The following is a 21182-nucleotide window of genomic DNA, read 5'->3' on the forward strand; positions in this document are numbered from 1 at the left end:
CTGGAGATCGATGCGAAGATGGCGCTGTCGAAGCTAGGCATTAATGATTTTGAAGCGAAGGTAGAGACGTTGTCCGGCGGCCAGCGCAAGCGTGTCGCTATGGCTGCTGCTTTATTGCTTCCTTCCGATGTGCTCATTCTGGATGAGCCTACGAACCATATCGATAATGATTCCGTGGCTTGGCTCGAAGGCATGCTGCAAAAACGCAGAGGCGCATTGCTCATGATTACGCATGATCGGTATTTCCTTGATCGTGTCAGTAACCGCGTCATCGAGCTCGATAAAGGCCAAGCCCATTTCTATCAAGCAAACTACAGTCGTTTCCTTGAGCTGAAGCTGGACCGCGAGGAGCGGGAAGCTTCGACGGAATCGAAGCGTCAAAATTTGCTGCGCAATGAACTCGCGTGGATCAGACGAGGGGCAAAAGCAAGATCAACGAAGCAAAAGGCGCGTATCGATCGCTTTGAGGCGCTTAAGGCAGATGCACCGAAGCAAGCGGGCGGGAAGATGGACGTTTCGGTAGCTTCGACTAGGCTTGGCCGGAAAATCCTTGAAATGGAAAATGTGAAAAAAAGCTTTGGTAATCGGACGCTTATTCGCGATTTCAGCTATATTGCCGTTCCAGAGGACCGAGTAGGCATCGTCGGACGCAACGGAAGCGGGAAATCAACGCTAATGAAGCTGATTACAGGGCAATTAACGCCAGATGAAGGAACCGTGGACCTTGGTACAACAGTCAAGCTGGGCTGGTTCTCGCAAGAGCATGAAGAGATGGATCAGTCTTTGCGGGTGATCGAATATATTCGCGAGGGCGCTGAGCAAGTAAAGACGGCTGATGGCTCGACCATATCGGCGGGACAAATGCTGGAGCGTTTCCTATTCTCCCCTACGATGCAGTGGACACCAATTTCGAAGCTGTCCGGCGGAGAGAAGCGCCGCTTGCAGCTATTGCGCGTGTTAATGAATGCACCGAATGTGCTGCTGCTCGATGAGCCGACGAATGACTTGGATATTTCCACACTTACAGTGCTGGAGGATTATCTTGACGATTTCCCGGGCGTTGTGTTCGTTGTCTCTCATGATCGTTATTTCCTTGATCGGACAGTAGACAAGATTATCGCGTTCGAGGGCAACGGCGTGATTGCACATCACACCGGCAACTATTCGGATTACCAAGCGTTTGTTGAGAAATACGGCGCTGGAACTACGCCGTCAGCGGTTGCAGCCGATACAGCCGTTGCAAAAGCGGCTTCGAGCGCAGAGGTGAAAAGTACAGAAGCGGCTGCGAAACCCGCGGTTAAGGGACGTACACTCAAAATGTCCTACAAGGATCAAAAGGACTTTGAGCAAATCGATGGCTGGATTGAGGCTGCGGAAACCGAGATCAGCGAAATCGCCTCACGCATGGAAGCTGCAAGCAGCGATTCTGCTCGTCTCCTAGAGCTGGCAGCAGAGCAGCAGCAGCTGGAAGAAAAGCTGGAGAAGCTAATGGACCGCTGGGCAGAACTGAATGAATTGGCTGAGCAAATCGCTGCCCAGAAGTAAACGAAACCGATTTAACCTAATTGAAATAGAAAGGCGGCATTGTTCATGAGCAGCAATGAGATTCGTAATATTTATTGTATCGGTCGAAATTATAAACTTCACGCTTTGGAGCTTGGCAATGAGGTGCCTGATAAGCCGCTCGTGTTTACAAAGCCGTCGCATGCCATTGTTTCAATGGCAGGCAACACTGTAGATCTTCCCGGTAATGTAGGCGAGGTGCACTTTGAGCTTGAAATCGTACTGCGGATTGGCCGTGCTTATGAGCCGGGCATCGATCCAGAACTATGCATTGACGGCATGGCGCTTGGTTTGGACTTAACGCTTCGTGACGTTCAGTCCAAGCTGAAGGCTAAGGGACAGCCATGGCTTGCGGCCAAAGGGTTTAAAAACTCAGCTCCGCTTGGTGAATGGCTTCCTTACCCAGGTGCAGCGGCTCTTGCTGAAAACGAGTTTGTGCTCTTGCGAAATGGCGAAGAGGCGCAGCGCGGCAAAGCCAGCGATATGTTATTCAGCGTATCGGAGCTGATTCAATTCGTAGGAGAGCATTATGGGCTTGGCGCCGGCGATCTTCTATTCACAGGAACGCCAGCAGGGGTGGCTGCTTTGCATGACGGCGACCAGCTGCAAGCATTATGGGCAGGCACAGCTGTAGGCAGCTGCGGCGTAAAGCTTGTATAAGATCAATTGATTATCATTTCGCGTCAGCGAGTTTGTTTAGCGAACATCCATAGATTTGTATGAAAAGACAGTTCTTCCCTACTTGGAAGAACTGTTTTTTTATGCAACAATTTATTTAGGGGAGTGTGAGCGAAGGATGAAAGTCGTATGGATTGAGGATGAGCAGCAGCTGCTTCAGGAATGCGCTGATTATTTGCGGAAAGAATCGGTGGAGGTTTATGGCGCTTCCTCATTGACCGAAGCGGAGCCGCTCATTAAGCAGATAAATCCGGATTTGCTGCTCGTCGATTGGATGCTGCCCGGTGGAGCAAGCGGAATAGACATTTGCAAGCGTAATGAAAAAGAGTGGAAGCTGCCCTTCATTATGGTTACCGCCAAGGGTGATGAATTCGATAAGGTGCTGGCACTGGAGCTTGGCGCGGACGATTATTTGACGAAGCCGTTTGGGCTTCGTGAACTAAGTGCGAGAATTAAAGCGGTTATGCGCAGAGCAAGCAAGCATGGCGAGCCATCCCTTCCTGCGCCTGATGAATCGATTATTTATAGAGGACCGCTCATGCTCGATCAGCAGCGCTTCACAGCTGTGCTCAATGAGCACAAACTTGACTTGACCCGTACTGAATTTTTACTGCTTTGGAAGCTCGCGGCAAATCCAGGCAGAGTGTTTACACGAACACATTTGATGGATGAGGCGCTTGGCGATAGTTTTCTCGGTTATGAGCGAACGCTCGATTCACATATTCGCAATTTGAGGCGTAAGCTGGAAGGCGGGGATGAGAAGCGTGAGCTCATTCAAACCGTGTATGGAGTTGGCTATCGCTTTACAGAGGAAGTACTGTGAAGAGCTATAGCAGTACAAGCATGCAGCGTGAGAAGCTTAGATTAGTTTACATATGTATGATTGCTGTCGTTGTTGCATTTATTTGTACCTTATGGATGATGAACCGCATCGATCGGACTGAGCTTAAAAAGACGCAGTTGTTTTGGAATGGATACGCCAAGCTTTTTTATGAGTCGACGGGAAGCTGGATCGGTCTTGAGGATCGGCTTCAGCATGATCGTTACATGATTTCCGGATACAAATCGCTGTCCATTATCGTTTATGACAAAGATGCAATAACCGAGATAGCCACGCTGTTCATTAAGCAAAATACGGATAAAGACGCGCGGAAAATAGCGGTACTCTCAAATGGCTCGATTGTCGGGTATACGCAGGTATCGACTACAGCTCAGAAACTTATAAGTATGAGAATGGTATTGCCGCCGTTGTTGCTCGCTATGTTGATATACATCATTGGATTATGGATTATTCAACGCTCGCACAATATTTCAAAACAAACGGAGCGGCGAATAGCGGCGTTAATTGGGGAGCGAGCCTCTTTATCTACAAATAATCGTATAGACGGGGACAAGCAGCTCACGGATGCGCTCGATCAAATAGATGGGCTTGTGCAGCGCGTAGAACGCTTAGAAACGGTTAGGCGAACGATGGTAGCTGACATTGCTCATGAGCTTCGAACACCGATTGCAGTCATGCGGACGCAGCTGGACCATGCCATTCAGGAGGGACTGCCGCTGCCATTAGCGCGTACTGTATCGCTTCATGATGAGACGCTGCGTCTCACTAAATTAGTTCGAGATTTACAGGAGCTGTCGCTAGCGGAATCTGGCCATTTGTCCTTAAGCAAAAGCTGGTTTTCACTTACCGCGCTAGCAGCGGCGGTTGCTGAGACGCTTGTCGTTCAATCGGATGAACATACGATACAGGCAACGGTACATATGGAGCATGATATTCGTATTTATGCGGATGAAGCAAGGATCAGGCAAATTATTATTAATTTGATTGGGAATGCGCTGCAGCATGCACGCCATGAGCTGCGAATCGAGCTCAGCTTAGAAGCTGGATATGCGGAATTGACGATTATCGATGATGGTTTGGGAATTGAAGAGGAGGAGCTTGCTTTTGTTTTTGACCGCTTTTACAGAGGAGCTGGGCAAGCTAGAGCAAGCAAACGCGGCTCAGGACTGGGCCTTGGGCTCGCTATAGCGAAGCAATTCGCGCATGCCCACAGCGGAACGCTTGATGTGTCGAGCAGTTATGGCAAAGGAGCTGCGTTTACGTTAAGCCTCCCCATCATAAAAGACTAGCCATCTGCACAAGTTCTGCATATTTGCTCCATTAAGAATGCATATCGATTTGATAAAGTGATAGCATTCAATGGAACAAGGGGTGAGATTTGAAGAGATGATAAAGATAAAGGAATTATGCAAGACGTATGGCAAGGGAGAAGCAGCGGTCAGAGCGCTGAGGGACGTATCTTTTACAATTAATAAAGGAGAAATGGTATCCATTACGGGTGCCTCCGGTTGCGGCAAATCAACGCTGCTGCATATTATGGCTGGCATCGAGTACAGCGATAAAGGTGAAGTATGGATTGGAGACGCGTCCATCCATTCATGGGAAGACGAAAAGATCGCTAAGCTGCGGCTTGCGAAGATGGGGTTCGTGTTTCAATCCTATCATCTCATACCGGTGCTGAATGCTTGGGAGAATACGGCGCTGCCGCTTATTGCCGCAGGCAGTGATGCCAATAAGGCCAAAGAGAGAGCGCTTGAAGCGCTCAAAGAGGTTGGGCTGTCTGATAAAGCTAATCAATATCCTAATCAACTATCGGGCGGTCAGAATCAACGAGTTGCTATCGCTAGAGCTATTGTGGGGAGACCCGATATCATTTGGGCAGATGAGCCTACAGGCGCGCTTGATACGGAAACGGCGGATCAAATCATTGGGATGCTGGAGATGCTCAATCGCCATTACAACACAACGATCGTTATTGTGACGCATGATCAACAAGTAGCTAACCGAACATCACGCACCATTCGATTGCAAAACGGACGTGTTATCCATGATGGGGGCGTTTCGTCATGCTAACGTCTAGTCTTGTATGGCGAATGGCGCTGAGTCATTTGAGAAAACAATGGAAGCAGACGTTGATCACGATAATGGCTGGAGCCATCGGGGCTATGCTGATCGCCATTAGTGCCGTAAATTATGAATCGGTCGAGCGAAGCGGGGCAGCTTGGATTGAGAAGCATCTAGGTCCGATCAACTGGAAGCTAACGCCGGAGAAGCTTAATTCTGACGCTTTCTCCGCGGAAGAGGCTGCATTTTTAGTAGACTTCTCACGAAAAAGCGACTATACGATTCTTCCCTATGTAAAGGCGGAAGCGGCTGTTTTTGCTGAGGCTGCAAATACGGGTGAGCAATCCATTCTGAAAAATATGCTGTTTATGGGCTTCTCCATGGAGGAAGCTGCTAGGTTTGATCCTGCCTATGAAAACTTATGGACAAATGGCTTGGCTGACGATGAGCTTATTATTAACCGTGACATAGCCAAGCTTCTGCATGTTGACGTCGGTGACGCGCTTAAGGTTACTGTCTCAGGCAAAGATGAGTTATTTCGCATTCGTGCGGTAGTAGAGCAGCGAGGACTCACTGGCTACCAAGAATATGGTGCATTTGCCGGTACCATAATCGGGACGGAGCAAGCTGTGCGTCAACTGTCTGGCCAAGCTGGAGATGGCTATGAAGCTATACTGGCGGGAAACTCTGATCCATCTGTAAACTTGGGCGGCATGTTTTTTGTTTCAGGCCAAACGTACAAAGTAGAGAATTTGAAAAGCAAATATAAAAATGAAGTTGATGATATGAACTATTCGATCATTATTGGCATGATAAGTATTGTAGCCGTTATATCGAGCATGCTGTTTATGCGGCAGGTGCTGGTCATGATTGGCGATTCCAGGCGGGAGATGTACGGCATTTTGCGAGCAATCGGATTCTCGCGAGACAATATATCTGCGATGTTCATGGTTGAAGCGCTCTTGCTGTCAGTAGCCAGTGCGATGCTTGGTACGCTGATTGGGTTGTCTGGCGGTTATGGATTGATTCAATTTTTTTATAGCTTCTATGCTGCGGACCTATCTCAAACGGCTGGTCTCGTTGTGCCGATTACAGCTCATGTTTCAATCCTAACAGCAGCAGCTGTATTCGCAGCAACCTTGTTGTTCCTTCTTTTCATTTCTGGATTAACAGCTCGTAAAGCAAGCAGATTCAATATTGTTGAAGCGCTGCGAGGGCCTTCAGCGGACAGCGGGGCCTTGCGGGCGAAAGGGTGGAAACGAACGCGAAACCGCGGTGTAATCGCTGCGGGTTTATCCGCTACTTGTGTTCATTTTATATTTGCATTTATCGATCCGCCTGAATTAACGAATGACAACATGCTTGCCATTGTGCTTACTTGGATAGCATCCGTGTTTACAGTGTTATTTATCGCGCTTAATGGAGTGGGGAAAATGACTGTCCCGCTGCAAAAGCTGCTGCGGTTTATTGGTGTTCCGCCGATATCCATGCTCCTCGCTGTTAAATACTCGAATCAACATAAAGGACGAACGTACACAGCAGCACTTTTATTTGCACTTGTTATGATGTTGAYTACATTTTTGGTTGGCATTACGCATCTTATACAAGCTAGCGGGAATGTTGATCGCATAAATCAAACCGTCTTAGGTTTTGGTGGTTATGCTGTATACCAATCTGAGCTGGAGAAGGATAAAATTGAAGCAGTTGCCGCTGCTGACCCGTTGATACAGGAGCATATGAAGGGGAAAGTTGTCGTGGAGCCTTATATGCTTAGCATGCAGGAGAACGGCATGGCTCAAGCTATTATACCCGTTACGAAGGAGCTCCTGCTTAATAACAACTTTGCATTAAATGCGCGATCGCCAGCGTTCTCAAGCGATGCTGAAGCATGGCAGGCTGTACTGAATGACCCTGCATATGTAATCCTGCCTGACTATTATAAAGAGAAGTTTCCTAAGCCATTATTGAATCTCAAGGCAGGCGATAAGATTACGCTTCCTGTATATAAGAGCAAGCTCCGATCGAGAGAAGAAGCTTGGGTTCCCGAACAGAAGCGAGATTTCATTATCGCTGGTTTTTTAAATAACGACGCAGCTTCCGGATTAATAGATTTCTATGGCACAACCTTGATGAACAAAAAAGTTGTAGATGAGCTTCGTCCGCTTGGTCACAAATGGCCCAACCAAACCGATCTTGGTTTCGTTTTATTCCAATTTGATTATAAAAACATTAAGCTGGCTAAGGATTTGGAGGAAAGATTTGCACTTGAAGGCGTACTGGCCTTTCATGTTCCTTATGTGCAAAATACAGCGGAGCAATTGATTAATAAACAAATTGGCTATGGATTCATAGGTTTTACGGTTATATCCGCTCTTATTGGTTTGCTAGGGCTTGCGATTATTTTGTTTAGAGCCGTGCGCGAGCGGAGCAAACAGATCGGAATGATGCGCTGCATCGGCGTTCCCGGCAAGTCTATATTTTGGATGCTGTTTATTGAAGGTTTTGTTATAAGCTTGATGGGTTTGTTGTCAGGCTTAGCGATCGGTCTTAGCGGGGTTCATATGTTTGTCGAGAGTGTGAAAGCGGATTTGAAAGGCGATAAGTCGGCCCTCCTGTATGAGTATCCATTCGACATTGTTTTTCCCATTATAGCTGGTTTGCTGCTGGCCTCTCTGCTCATTAATATTACGCCAGCAAGGGCAGCGCTCAAGCTCAAAGCGGTTGATGTTCTCAAAATGAGCAGTGATTAATAATGAATGTATCAGGCTAGAGCACTAAGCAAATAAAGGAGCTTCGACAGTGAGAATACTGCCGAAGCTCCTTTTTGCATAGGACGTGCAACAATTATTTGCCATTAAAAGCGGTAAGCATCCATACATGCTTCTCAAGTGTCGTATGAATAGCAAGGAGCATGTCGGCTGTTGTTTCGTCGTCAGCCTTTTGTGCGGCCTCCATGCCGTCTTTCAGTTCACCGATTACGGTTGTAAAATCTTTAATCAATTGCTCAACCATTTGCGTCGCATCTTCTTTATTGGACGCTTCTTCAATGCTTGAGGTTTTTAAATAATCTTTCATGGTTGCGATAGGCGTACCCTTCACGGCAAGCAAGCGTTCAGCGATTTCATCGACATGAAGCGCAGCTTCTTCATAAAGCTCTTGGAATTTTGCATGCAAAGTGAAAAACTGGGAGCCCTTTACGTACCAGTGATAATTGTGCAGCTTGATGTAAAGTACGCTCCAGTTGGCGATTTGGCGATTCAAATGTTGTTGTACAGTTGTAGGTGTTGTCATAATGATCATCCTTTCTGATGGTAGTTTGCGCTATTTGCAGTCAGTGAATACAAAAATGGAAAGGTTGATTGCAAATTCTAAATTAAATTAGACTAACTCCTTGTTTATAATTATTACAAACTAGAAGATGTCTGTCAATATGTATACACCATTTTGTTAGAGTTGAAACATCTTATTGGCATGGAAGCTCATTTTTCTTTTTATTATGGAGTAGAAGAGGCCACTGACGGGACAAAGTAGAGCGCTTACAAAATAATGATTGACAGAAATATACAGGATAAAATATAGTATGAATTATTAAATGAAACGTTTAATCAATTATTTATTGAATTCATATATCGCCTAATATAAACTCTTTGTTCATAAGTGTTTTACGTAGATGAAACGTTTAATTATTGTAAAGGTGGTTCGTCATGAGTCAGGAACGAATAACGATTAAAGATGTTGCTAAACGCGCAAAAGTATCGATTGCTACGGTATCCAACGTACTGAATGGAACAGGCAGAGTAGCTCCTAACACGGTTCAGTCGGTTCAAGCAGCTATCGCTGAGATGAACTTCACGCCAAGCATGTCCGCTCGCAATTTAAAGGATAAGAAATCATCCCTAATAGCGGTCATTGTCCCTTTCTTGGAGAAAGGCAGACTGCATGACAATCCGTTTTATTGGCAGCTTGTTACGGGAATTGAAGAAGGGGCACGGAACGAGAAGCTGCATGTCCTTCTTGTTGGGGTAGAGCCGGATGAAACCTTTTCATTTGTTCGTGAACGCCATTTGGATGGTTTGATCATTATTGGCGTATTTGAGGGTTCCCCGATATACGAGCGAATTTTAGAGTTGAATGTGCCTTGTGTGTTTATGGATAGCTATTTAAATAACGATGAGCTGTACCAGGTTGGGTTGGATGATGAGCTTGGGGGATATATCGGAACAAAACATCTGTTATCGCTTGGACACCAGAACATCGCATTATTGACCGGGACACTGCTCGAAGAAGGCGTTAATCATAGACGGTGGATCGGCTATAAGAGAGCGCTGAAAGAAGCGGGAATGACCTACCAAAGCGACCATGTTTTCGAGGTTCCTACCTCCTCCATTGGCGGTTATCGCACTGCATCTCAAATCGCTTCAAGAGGACAGGAGTTAACGGCTGTTTTCGCTTTATCGGATGTTCTCGCTATTGGACTAATTAAAGGCTTGCATGATCTTGGTATCGTTGTGCCGCGCGATGTGTCCGTAATGGGTTTTGACGATAATCAAAACAGCCATTATATGGTGCCCGGCTTAACGACCGTTCATCAGGATATTGTGCTCAAAGGACAGACGGCTGTGAAATTGCTGACTGCACAAATGGATAAGGATGCTGCTGTTGATCGCAAGGTCGTAATTGGAGTCGAGCTGACCATTAGGCAAAGCACAGCAGTAAAGAAATGAACAGAAGCAGCGCGATGACTTGCAGTCTATGAAGGGGGTGATGCCAAACTTCTAGGAGCCTAGGTGAAATCATGCGTCTAAACGGAGGTTATTTTTTTGAACTAGGCAATAAATCTGCATTTCAAAATAGTGGGGAGTGTTGAATGGATGAAGGTTATAGGGAAAAGGTTGGCTTTGTTCGTATTAGCAGCAGCACTTGTATTGCCGGCAATTAGTGTTAATCCAAGAGAAGCAGAGGCATTAACCGCATCGTCCGCGCTTAGTCCAGTTACGCCAAAGGATACGGTGTACCAAATTATTACGGATCGATTTTATGATGGCAACACAAGCAATAATATCCCTGCTGGCTCCTCCGCTGCTTTATTTGATGATGCGAATGGCGATGGCAAAGGGGATGGCAATGATTTAAAGCTTTATCAAGGCGGGGATTGGCAAGGGATTATCGACAAAATTCCTTATTTGAAAAATATGGGTGTAACAGCTGTTTGGATATCCGCACCCTACGAGAATAGAGATACAGTAATTGAGGATTACCAGCCTGGCGGCAGCATGAATAAATGGACGAGCTTTCATGGCTATCATGTTCGCAATTATTTTGCAACGAATCAGCATTTTGGGCTGATGAAGGACTTTGAGAATCTTCGTGATGCTCTCCATAATCAAGGGATGAAGCTGGTCATTGATTTTGTAACGAATCATACGAGCCGCTGGCAAAACCCGACTAACGGAAATTCTCCAGAAGACGGCAAGCTCTATGAGCCGGATAAAGACGCAAGCGGCAATTATGCCTTCAATGCTGCTGGCAACCCTTATGATTACAACAACGATGGCAAAATAGAAAACTTAATCGCTGATCCTAATAATGATGCAAACGGCTGGTTTCACGGATTAGGCGATCGCGCAGGCGACAATTCTCGTTATGGCTTCCGTCATAAGGAACTCGGCTCGCTTGCAGATTTCTCGCAAGAGAATGCCAATGTAGTTGCGCATTTGGAGAAGGCAGCGACGTTCTGGAAATCGAAGGGCGTTGATGGCTTCCGCCATGATGCAACGCTGCATATGAATCCAGCATTCACCAAAGGTTTGAAAGACGCCATTGACTCCGCTGCAGGCGGACCGCTCACTCATTTTGGTGAATTTTTTATTAGCAGACCTGACCCGAAATATGATGAATTCCGCACCTTCCCTGACCGTACGGGCGTGAATAATCTTGATTTTGAATTTTATCGTTCTGCAACAAATGCTTTCGGCAACTTCTCCGAGACGATGTCTACTTTCGGTAATATGCTGACACAAACGAGCGCCGATTATTCCTATGAGAATCAAGCAGTAACATTCCTTGACAACCACGACGTTACACGGTTCCGCTATATTCAATCGAACAATAAGCCTTATCACGCTGCTCTCGCAACGCTTATGACATCACGTGGAACACCAAATATTTATTATGGTACGGAGCAGTATTTGTCCTCCGCGGACAGCAGCGATATTGCTGGCCGTTCATTTATGCAGAAGGCGGCTGCTTTCGATGAGACGACAACGGCTTTCAAAGTGATCAAGAATCTATCGGCCTTGCGTCAGTCCAACGAAGCGATCGCTTATGGTACAACTTCCATTCTGTACAGCACAGACAATGTTCTCGTTTATCAGCGCCAGTTCTACGACAAGCAAGTAATTGTCGCTGTAAATAGACAGCCAGATATTTCGTATACGGTTCCTGCAATTAATACAACGTTGCCTGTAGGAACTTACACAGATGGATTGTCCGGCCTGCTAATGGGCGCGTCGAATACGGTTACGAGCGTATCAGGGCAAAATAAAATTTCCAGCTTCACGCTCTCAGGCGGCGAGGTTAACATTTTGGCGTACAATCCATCGCTTGGCACTACGGTTCCAAGAATCGGAGATGTTGTTTCTACCTCAGGACGCCCAGGCAATACCGTTTATATTTACGGAACGGGCTTGGGCGGCACGGCTACCGTGAAATTCGGTACGGTTGCTGCAACAATCGTATCCAACAATGATACGTTTATCGAAGCTGTCGTTCCAGCTGTAGCTGCGGGTTCACGCAGCATTACGGTTACGAAAGGAACAAATGTCAGCAATAGCTTTACTTACGAGGTACTGTCGGGTGATCAGGTACAGGTCATCTTTAAGGTCAATGCCACAACGACAGTTGGACAAAATATTCATATCGTCGGCAGCATTCCTGAGCTCGGCAGCTGGGATGCAGCTAAATCGACGGAAGCGATGATGAATCCGAACTATCCAGTATGGTTCCTGCCAGTAAGTGTGCCGAAAGGGACGACCTTCGAATTCAAGTTCATTAAGAAGGACAGTCTCGGCAATGTCATCTGGGAGAGTGGAACGAACCGCTCGTTTACTTCTCCTGCGAGTTCGACAGGCACGTCTGATACTGCCGTGTACAATTGGTCTTGATGTAAATCAGCAGCGCGGAATTCAAGCATAAAAAACCCCGACGGTTCAAGCAACCGTCGGGGTTTGATGTATTTGTGATTTTTTAAAATCGGATAGAGCAGGTTTTACTTTGCTTCCGCTTCCGCAAGCATGAAAATCGTCAATATAAACATGGCATGCGACCAAGTAAGCGGGACAACCCAAGCGGTTTCGCCGGTGTTTTTGTCTACTTGCTCTGGCAGGAGGCCGGTCTCCGTACGATGGTCCATCGCCCACTTCAGCAATTGCTTCGCTTCATCAATGCTGCCGGTTTGAATGCGATAGTGAGCAAGCCATAGTGTAGTGAGAATCCATGGGTTACCGCCAATATAGATATCGTCCTCATAGCGCTTAATGCCGCCGACGCCCGGAACAGTCAATGCAGCTTCAACTGCATCAGCAGTGCGGCGCATGGATTCATCGTCTGCCGCTACCGCTCCAAACGGTACAGCGATGCCAAGCAGGCTGATATCAATTACAGTATCATGATCGAGAACATGCTTCTTGTAGCCTTTATTGCCCTCAGTCACATAACCAGTTGAGCCAGCTGCCAAGGCTTGCTCGTATTTGCCTGCGTTTACCGTTAGGTCAACTCCGCGGTAGAATCTGCCGCCTTCCTCGTTCCAGCATAGCTCTTTGATTGCTGCTGAAATCCGCTCCGCAGCAGCCGTCCATTCCGCTGCAAGCTCAGGTTTGCCTGCTAGCTCGGCAAAGCTCGCTGCTGCCGTCAGACCACCGTATACAGCGGCTGAGGAGTACGTATGCGATGCTTCACGCTCTTCCCACAGGTCGATGCTAGGCTTCGGCAAGCCGCTCTCTGCTTCGAGGAAGCTCATCAGGAAGGATGCGCCTTTCTCTACAGCAGGCCATACCTGCTTAGCGAAGTCAGAATCCTTTTTCTCCAAATAATGCTGCCACATTCCCCAAAGAATCGACGAGCCTTCATCAATTTGCAAGCCCCATGACGGTGCTAAGCTGCCATCATGATAATGCCGCTGCTGCCATGAACCATCTGGCGATTGCGCAGAAAGCGTCCATGCATAGAAGCTGTCGGAGAGAGCGCCAAGACCTGCTTTATCAAGCGCAGTCGTAATGAATGCGGCATCTCGGCCCCAACAGTAGGAATAACCCCCGCAGCGCGTGAAATTTTCATCAAATTCTGGAGCAGCGATAATGCTTCCCGTTTGCTCATCGGACATGAGCTTGAACATAAGCAGGGATCGGTCATATAGATCTGAGATTTCGTTGTCGTCAATCGGACAAGGGGCAGCGGCAGTCAAAAATTCATGCCAGTAGGTTGTCGTTTCTTGAACCCATTCTGCGCTTGTTTTGCTTTTTGCAGTACGCATTTGCTGCAGTACGCTTTCTTCATCATGGCCGGCTGTTATATAGACGGGAATCGTTACGGATGCGCCTGCTGCAAGCTCATCGACGCGCCAGTTCAAGGCACCATCTGGCTTCATATCAATGTTATTGCCGTTCAACTCCCCATGCTGAACGTTATCCCAGTTGATTCCTGATTGATAACCAGTGCATACGTTTGCACTTGAAAGCGCAAAATAATACTTATGGCGGAAATGAACCAAGGAATCTTCAGCGGCATTAAACATCGTTGTGTTATATAGATTATTCTCGCTTACGAGAAAAGAAGAGTGAACGATAAACGAGAATGAAGCAGCTTGATTGCTGACGTTTGTGAACGTGTATTCACGAACGATAATATCTTGGCCGGGAACAGCAAAATGCAAGCTGTCCACTTGAACGGGCTGTTGGTCAGTACGAGCATTCACTTGCAAAATGTTTGTTTTTGCAACATATGCCGTCTCATGAGTGAAGCCGTTCTTTTCTTCATCAAACCAGGAAACAGGGGATTGCGCCCACTGAATTCCTGTGCGGATAGCGTCTACATGCTGCGGCAAATCAATGTTCGGCCACCACAGGCGATACATTTTGCCTGTGCGGCCAAGCGATGCGAGAAACTTGGAATTGCCGATAATGGCATCCACTAAAAATGGTTTTTTATTTGACATGCTGTCAACTCCTCTTGGATACGGTTTGAATCGATGATTCGCGAACGATCAGCCTATGCGGAATAATCATTCTGTTCTGGTGTATGCTTTCTTCTTGTATAAGACGAATCAACATTTGTGATGCGGTATAGCCGAGCTGATAGGTTCCGATATCTATCGAGCTGATTGGCGGTGTTGCAAGTTCGGACAATGCAATGTTATTGAAACTTACGATGCTAAGATCATCAGGCACCTTGTACCCAAGCTCTGTCAGGCCGCGCAATACGCCGAATCCGACTACATCATCGATGACAACAAGGCCGCTAGGTCTTTCGGGCAGGCTCATCATAAATGACATGGCACGATAGCCGCTTTGCTGAAGAAACTCGCCTTCAACGATCCATTCGGATCGAACAGGCAAACCGGCTTCGGACATGGCTCTGCGGTAGCCTTCCATCCGGTCATGTGCAACGGTTAATGATGGTGGACCGCTAACAAAACCGATTCTTTCATGGCCTTGGACAATGAGATGCTGCGTCGCATCATAAGCTGCTTGCTCATTGTTATTATCGACTGATAATATATTAGGCCGATTTTCTGTGCGGCCTATTAATACTGTAGGAAACTTATGTTTGTCCAATAGGTCGATTAAAGGGTCATTTACCCGAGAGGATAACAAGATAACGCCGTCAACTCGTCTACCGAATACAAGACGTGATACGGTTTCCGTCTCGTCGCTTGGCGACGTCGCTGCGGTAAGCAGCATATCGTATCCCGCTCTTGTCGATTGCGTCAGTATTCCGCGAAGCAATTCACCGAAGAAAAAGTCCTGAAACAGCTCTTCAGCTGGTCGAGGCAGCATAATGGCTAAGGTTTGTGTTGTTTTTGATACCAGACTCTTCGCCATCACGTTAGGATGGTAGCCCATTTCTTCCATATACCGTTTGACCTTCTGAGAGGTTGCCTTGCTAATTCTAGGATGATTAGAGACGACTCTTGATACAGTGGAAGGAGATACCCCTGCAGCTTTTGCAATATCTTTAATGGTTACCATATTAAGTTGAACCCCCACCCGCGCAAACGTGCTTGCTTTATATGCTTCATCCTAATGCAACTGTTGCCTAAAAGTAAATATATATCTAAAGTAAGCGTTTCACAAATATTGAAAAACTGAATGAGAAGGAGAATACCGAAGAAAATTGAAGATAACTCCGTATTTAACCGGAATATTGAACTGTGCAAACGTTTTAACAAACCATGCACCTTGTTGTATGATGAATCCACGAATAGAACGCTTTCAAAACAATTCTACCATGTTTTCAGCTGTGAAACGGCATAAAAACCGCTCACAAATTATTTTCTAGTATGATTTGTACAAACGTTTGCGCATTGTTGAGCTTACCAATTTATGATGGAAGCAAGCTTTTCAGAACGATGAATAAAACGTTTGTGCGAATGCAGCCTATTAGAAAAGAGCTTGAGGAATTGTTGGAACGCCGCGAATTCAAAAAAAGGCATGAAACACATTATGGAGGGGGATCACCTAGCATGAAAAAGTGGTTTGTAATGTCATTAATCACAGCCTTGTTTATCGTTTCCGCTTGTGGTGGAACAAATAAGGCAGAAAACACAGAGAAAACTGGAAATGCAACAAATGCTCCAACGAATAATACACCTGCTAACGAAGGTACTGCATCAGAAGAGATCGTTCCTGAAGAAGGCGCATCGCTGCTTGTATGGGAAAGTAAAGAAGAACGTCCTTTCGTTGAAGCCATCGCGAAGGAATTCACTGCAAAATACGGCATTGAGATTAAATTCGAGGAAATCGGCGCAGGCGATCAAGTAAACAAGCTGGTTACAGACGGCCCTGCAGGTCTTGGCGCCGACGTTGTTCTTTTCCCTCATGATAACCTTGGTAAAGCAGTAACAGCTGGATTGGTTTTGCCAAATGACTACTATGAAGAGCAATCAAGAAGCGCAAACTCGGAAATTGCAGTAAATGCAGTATCTTATGACGGCGTGCTTTATGGATACCCGCGCTCGGTAGAAACATACGCACTATTTTATAACAAAGCACTAATCAAAGAAGCTCCAAAAACGTTTGATGAGGTAGTAGCATTCTCGAAAACGTTCAACGATACGAAAAACAACAAATACGGTCTTATGTGGGATGTAGGAAACTTCTACTTCAGCTATCCGTTCATCTCAACTGGCGGTTATGTATACGGCGATAACGGTCAAAACAAAGACGATATCGGCCTTAACACAGAAGGCGCAATTGCTGGCTTGAAATACTACGGTTCATTGAAAGACAGCATTTTGCCGCTTAACTCCGGTGATATCAACTACGATATTAAAAAAGGTTTGTTCATCGGCGGTACACTTGCAATGGATATTAACGGACCTTGGACTATCGGCGATTACAGAAACGCTGGCATCGATTTCGGCGTAGCTCCATTGCCTAGCATCAACGGCCAACCGGCTTCTTCCTTCTCAGGCATTAAAGCTTGGTATGTTAACTCATTCTCGAAATACCCGAATGCAGCACGTCTATTCTCTTACTATGCATCTACAAAAGAAGCTCAGTTGAAAAACTTTGAACTGACAGGCGCTATTCCTGCGAACACAGAAGCAGCAGCAGATCCTACTGTACAAGGCAATGAAGTGGTAAAAGGTTTCTTGGAGCAATTCAACCAATCAACGCCAATGCCTTCCATCCCTGAGATGGGCAATGTATGGACTCCTATCGGAGCAGCATTTGCTGATGTTTGGAACTCTGGCAAAGATGCAAAAGCAGCTTTAGACAATGCCGTGCAACAAATTAAAGACGCTAACAACGGCGCAGCGGCATCGAAATAACATCATATCAACGGTTTCACCCGCCGAATTCCTTCGGCGGGTGAACCGATGTTTTATAAGCCGTTATTTCCATATTGGAATAGGCAAGTTGTTTTTTTTTTTTAGATGAGAGGAAGGGAGCCAGGCGGGATGAATCGTCATCGCAGCACCGCGGCTATATTGTCGTTACTCGTAATGGGTCTTGGGCAATTGTATAACCGCCAATTTATAAAAGGCTTAATTATGCTTGCTGTTGAAGCAGCGGCGCTCATGTATTTTATTCCAAACCTAGGAAGAGCGATTTGGGGAGTTGTCACGCTCGGAGAGAAAACGCAAGGGCTTGAGAAAATAGGTAAAATCAGTGTTCGTGTAGAGGGAGACCATTCAATCTTTCTTCTAATCAGTGGATTAATAACGTTAATTTTATTCCTGCTATTTGTCTTTATCTATGTTATGAATATCCGCGATGCTTATCTGAACGGCAAGCAAAGAGACGCAGGAGTGGCGCCAGCAAGCTTTCGGAAGACGTGGGCGTATGTAACGGATCATAATTTTCCGCACTTACTGCTTACGCTTCCGGCGCTCGGTGTATTGTTTCTAACGATCATGCCGATTATCTTCATGATTATGCTTGCTTTCACCAACTACGCATCGCCTGATCATATTCCGCCAGCTAAGCTGGTTGACTGGGTAGGCTTCCAAACGTTTGCTAATCTATTGACTTTGAAAACGTGGAGCCATACATTCGTTGGCGTATTTACTTGGACGATTGTATGGGCTGTTATTGCAACGGTAACGACGTATTTCGGCGGTTTGTTAGTTGCGCTGCTAATTGAGCAAAAAGGCATTCGTTTTAAAAAGCTATGGCGGACATTGTTCATTATTCCTTATGCCATTCCGCAATTGATCTCCTTGCTCGTCATGAGAAATTTGTTTAATGGACAATTTGGTCCGATCAATCAATACTTAAAGTTTTTTGGTATGGGCAAGCTGCCTTGGCTGACAGATCCATTTTGGGCAAAGGTAACGGTTATTATCGTTAATATGTGGATTGGTATCCCGGTTTCAATGGTACTTATTCTAGGCGTATTGACTGCAATTCCGAAAGACCTGTACGAAGCTGCCGATGTTGACGGCGCAACAGGCATACAGAAATTCCGTATTATTACGATGCCATTTATTTTGTTCTCGACGGCACCGATTCTGATTACACAGTTCGCTGGCAACATGAATAACTTTAACGTTATTTTCTTGCTCACGAACGGTGACCCGGTTAAAGGTGATTACCAGTACGCCGGCAGCACGGACTTGCTTGTAACCTGGTTGTATAAGCTAACGCTGAACAATAGTCAGTTCAATATGGCATCCGCGATCGGTATCATCATTTTCTTGATCGTAGCGTCGTTCTCTATTTATAACTATCGCCGCTCACGGTCATTTAAAGAGGAGGATATGATTCAATGAAAATGGGCCGGAAAACCGCCAATATTGTGCGCCTGACACTTAGCTATGTCGTTCTCATATTTATAGCTGTGTGCGCTATCTATCCTGCTCTTTGGGTGCTGCTATCCTCGCTTCGCCCGGGTACGGCTCTGTTTAGCGACAGTCTTATTCCTGATACATTCACGATTGTTCATTATAAGGAGTTATTTACGAATCCAAGCTTCCAATACGGTGTTTGGTACGTGAATACGCTCAAAATTGCGACGTTGACGATGATCTTCTCTACGATTCTGGTCACGCTCAGCATGTACGCGTTGTCGCGCTTCCGCTTCCGCGGCCGTAAGATGACACTGACGATTATGCTTGTACTGGGCATGTTCCCTGGCTTCATGAGTATGATCGCTATCTTTATCTTCTTATTGCAGCTTAACCTGCTCGATACACATGCGGCGCTCATTATCGTATATTCTGCTGGTGCAGTGCTCGGTGGCTTTGTCGTTAAAGGCTTTTACGATACGATTCCTCGGAGCTTGGATGAAGCGGCTCGGATCGACGGAGCAACTCATCTGCAGGTGTTTGTAAAAATCATGCTTCCGCTGTCGCGTCCGATGTTAACCTATGTAGCGCTGACTACATTTGCTGGTTCATGGGTAGACTTTATCTTTGCAAGATTGGTACTTCGAAGCAAAGACAACTGGACACTTGCTGTAGGAATGTGGGATCTTGTAAGCAATTATCAGAACAGCAACTTCACGTTGTTTGCCGCGGGTGCGGTGTTGATTGCGATCCCGATTACTCTCCTATTCATCTTCTTGCAGCGCTTCCTTGTACAAGGGCTGATGTCTGGCGCTTCGAAAGGATAAGAGAATGAACCGCAGCCGTTTGCGTTATGCGATAGTCCTGTTATGCTCGCTAATCTTTATTATGCTCGCTGCTTGCTCTTCAGAGGAGGCGGCGAACAATAATAAACCAAGTAGCACAGCTTCTGCAGAAGCGGATGAAGAAGGTGCAAGCGGGGGAGCTTCCACTGCTGCTTACACAGTAGATGAGCAGCCTGGCGGCGTATACTATGAAATATTTGTCCGTTCCTTCTATGATACGAACGGAGATGGAATTGGCGATTTGAATGGTGTAACCGCTAAGCTTGATTACTTAAAGGAGCTTGGGGTTAGCGGTATTTGGCTAATGCCGATTAACGCTTCGCCAAGCTACCATGGCTATGATACAACCGATTATTATGCGGTAAATCCGGAATACGGCACGCTGGATGATTTGCAGAAACTGCTTCAAGAAGCGCATAAGCGCGATATTAAAGTTATTATGGATCTTGTCGTTAATCATTCGAGCAAGGAGCATCCTTGGTTCAAAGAAGCATTAAAGGATGAGAACAGTCCTTACCGCAGCTGGTACACATTTGCTAAACAAGGTGAGAAGGTTAGAGCAGATGGGGCAGTTGGCGGTGATCCATGGCATAGCTATGGCAGTCTCAAGTATTTAGGTGTCTTCTGGGAAGGCATGCCCGATCTGAACTTTGACGAGCCGAAGGTTCGCGAGGAAATGATTAAGATCGGACAATACTGGCTGGAGCAGGGGCTGGACGGCTTCCGCCTTGATGCGGCAAAGCATATTTACGGCGACTACGCGTCTACGGCCAGCACGCCTGAGATTCAAGCGAAAAATAAAGCATGGTGGCAAGAGTTCCGAGCTGGCATGAACAAAGTGAAGCCAGATGCTTATCTGATCGGAGAGGTTTGGGATTCACTAACGGTTATTGCGCCTTACTTTGACCAAGCGCTGAACTCCGCATTCCACTTTGATCTAGCTGGTCGGCTGCTGAGTGCAGCCGGCACGGAGAAGGATGCAGACTTAGCTTATTCTCTAGGACGTGCATACGGTGTTTACGAGAAATCATCTGGTGGTACATTTGTTGATGCGCCGTTCCTAAGCAATCATGATCAGAATCGTGTCATGACGGTTTTAAACGGCAATACCAATCATGCCAAGATGGCTGCTGCAATGCTGCTTACTTTGCCAGGCACCCCGTACCTTTATTATGGTGAGGAGCTGGGCATGAAAGGGGCTAAGCCGGATGAATACATTCGTGAGCCAATGCCTTGGTATAGCGCAGCAAGCGGAGGAGAAGGTCAAACCACTYGGGAGAAATCGCGATTCAATGGGAATGCCGAGACGGTATCTGTTGAGGCACAGACAGCAGATCAGAATTCGCTGTTAAACCATTATCGCGAGCTCATAAAGTGGCGGAACGAGGAGCCCGCTTTGCGCAATGGCGGAATAGCCGAGTTTAAGCTGGAGCCTGCCAATCAGAAGCTAAGTGTATATGTTCGCGTCATTGCTAGCGAGAGAGTGCTTGTTGTGCACAATCTATCGGGCGAGGAGCAGATGACTGATCTTCAGCCATCCAAAACTTTTGGATCATTCGAGGGGATCATTCACTCAAGCAATGATGGGACTAAGTTGGATAATGGGAAACTGACCATTCCGGCTTACACCACAGTCATATTAAAATAATACGGTAAGAGGGAGCTGCACCGCCGGTGCTGCTCC

15 protein-coding genes are annotated in these 21182 nt (G+C 46.4%); 12 read left to right on the forward strand and 3 right to left on the reverse strand.

What is annotated here, in order from left to right:
- The 6 genes from AB4Z17_RS04520 to AB4Z17_RS04545 all read left to right on the forward strand — a co-directional run.
- Positions 1–1545: ABC-F family ATP-binding cassette domain-containing protein (locus AB4Z17_RS04520; protein WP_441958385.1), on the forward strand; the 1545-nt coding region annotated here is incomplete at its 5' end.
- A 45-nt stretch (positions 1546–1590) separates the two neighbouring features.
- Positions 1591–2223 (forward strand): fumarylacetoacetate hydrolase family protein, encoded by a 633-nt coding sequence (locus tag AB4Z17_RS04525; RefSeq protein ID WP_441958387.1) that lies wholly within the window; start codon positions 1591–1593, stop codon positions 2221–2223.
- Between the two features lie 136 nt (positions 2224–2359).
- Positions 2360–3064 (forward strand): winged helix-turn-helix domain-containing protein, encoded by a 705-nt coding sequence (locus AB4Z17_RS04530; protein WP_441958389.1) that lies wholly within the window; start codon positions 2360–2362, stop codon positions 3062–3064.
- Positions 3061–4371 carry a sensor histidine kinase gene (locus AB4Z17_RS04535; RefSeq protein WP_441958391.1) on the forward strand — a complete coding sequence of 437 codons (1311 nt, stop codon included), beginning with the start codon at positions 3061–3063 and terminating at the stop codon, positions 4369–4371. The genes AB4Z17_RS04530 and AB4Z17_RS04535 overlap by 4 nt, the downstream gene beginning before the upstream one ends.
- A 97-nt stretch (positions 4372–4468) precedes the next feature.
- The gene (locus tag AB4Z17_RS04540) at positions 4469–5155 is read left to right on the forward strand and encodes an ABC transporter ATP-binding protein (protein ID WP_441958393.1); all 687 of its coding nucleotides are present in this window, start codon (positions 4469–4471) and stop codon (positions 5153–5155) included.
- A complete protein-coding gene (locus AB4Z17_RS04545; protein WP_441958395.1) occupies positions 5149–7896 on the forward strand; it encodes an ABC transporter permease in 2748 nt (915 codons plus the stop codon). The genes AB4Z17_RS04540 and AB4Z17_RS04545 overlap by 7 nt, the downstream gene beginning before the upstream one ends.
- A 94-nt stretch (positions 7897–7990) precedes the next feature.
- On the opposite strand, the gene AB4Z17_RS04550 is transcribed toward AB4Z17_RS04545, so the two are convergent.
- Positions 7991–8437: a Dps family protein gene (locus AB4Z17_RS04550; RefSeq protein WP_430055183.1), complete on the reverse strand. Its 447-nt coding sequence runs from the start codon at positions 8435–8437 to the stop codon at positions 7991–7993.
- 413 nt (positions 8438–8850) lie between these two features.
- On the opposite strand from AB4Z17_RS04550, the gene AB4Z17_RS04555 reads away from it, so the two are divergent.
- Together AB4Z17_RS04555 and AB4Z17_RS04560 are read left to right on the forward strand one after the other, a co-directional pair.
- Positions 8851–9870, forward strand: a complete 1020-nt coding sequence (locus AB4Z17_RS04555; RefSeq protein ID WP_441958396.1) for a LacI family DNA-binding transcriptional regulator — start codon at positions 8851–8853, stop codon at positions 9868–9870.
- Between the two features lie 147 nt (positions 9871–10017).
- Positions 10018–12309: an alpha-amylase family glycosyl hydrolase gene (locus AB4Z17_RS04560; RefSeq protein ID WP_441958397.1), complete on the forward strand. Its 2292-nt coding sequence runs from the start codon at positions 10018–10020 to the stop codon at positions 12307–12309.
- Positions 12310–12413: 104 nt separating this feature from the next.
- On the opposite strand, the gene AB4Z17_RS04565 is transcribed toward AB4Z17_RS04560, so the two are convergent.
- The gene (locus AB4Z17_RS04565) at positions 12414–14357 is read right to left on the reverse strand and encodes a glycoside hydrolase family 15 protein (protein WP_441958399.1); all 1944 of its coding nucleotides are present in this window, start codon (positions 14355–14357) and stop codon (positions 12414–12416) included.
- A gap of 4 nt (positions 14358–14361) precedes the next feature.
- Positions 14362–15390 (reverse strand): LacI family DNA-binding transcriptional regulator, encoded by a 1029-nt coding sequence (locus AB4Z17_RS04570; RefSeq protein ID WP_076268828.1) that lies wholly within the window; start codon positions 15388–15390, stop codon positions 14362–14364.
- A gap of 494 nt (positions 15391–15884) precedes the next feature.
- Between AB4Z17_RS04570 and AB4Z17_RS04575 the strand changes: the two genes are divergently transcribed.
- The 4 genes from AB4Z17_RS04575 (at position 15885) to AB4Z17_RS04590 (ending at position 21146) form a co-directional block, all read left to right on the forward strand.
- Positions 15885–17195, forward strand: a complete 1311-nt coding sequence (locus tag AB4Z17_RS04575; RefSeq protein WP_441908016.1) for a sugar ABC transporter substrate-binding protein — start codon at positions 15885–15887, stop codon at positions 17193–17195.
- Between the two features lie 129 nt (positions 17196–17324).
- Entirely contained in the window at positions 17325–18638 is a 1314-nt protein-coding gene (locus AB4Z17_RS04580; RefSeq protein WP_441908015.1) for a carbohydrate ABC transporter permease, read from the forward strand.
- A gap of 2 nt (positions 18639–18640) precedes the next feature.
- Positions 18641–19480: a sugar ABC transporter permease gene (locus tag AB4Z17_RS04585; RefSeq protein WP_076268893.1), complete on the forward strand. Its 840-nt coding sequence runs from the start codon at positions 18641–18643 to the stop codon at positions 19478–19480.
- Positions 19481–19484: 4 nt separating this feature from the next.
- Positions 19485–21146, forward strand: a complete 1662-nt coding sequence (locus tag AB4Z17_RS04590) for an alpha-amylase family glycosyl hydrolase (RefSeq protein ID WP_441958401.1) — start codon at positions 19485–19487, stop codon at positions 21144–21146.
- Positions 21147–21182 lie beyond the last annotated feature (36 nt).

The sequence above is a fragment of the Paenibacillus sp. TAF43_2 genome, assembly GCF_052113545.1.
Classification (GTDB): domain Bacteria; phylum Bacillota; class Bacilli; order Paenibacillales; family Paenibacillaceae; genus Pristimantibacillus.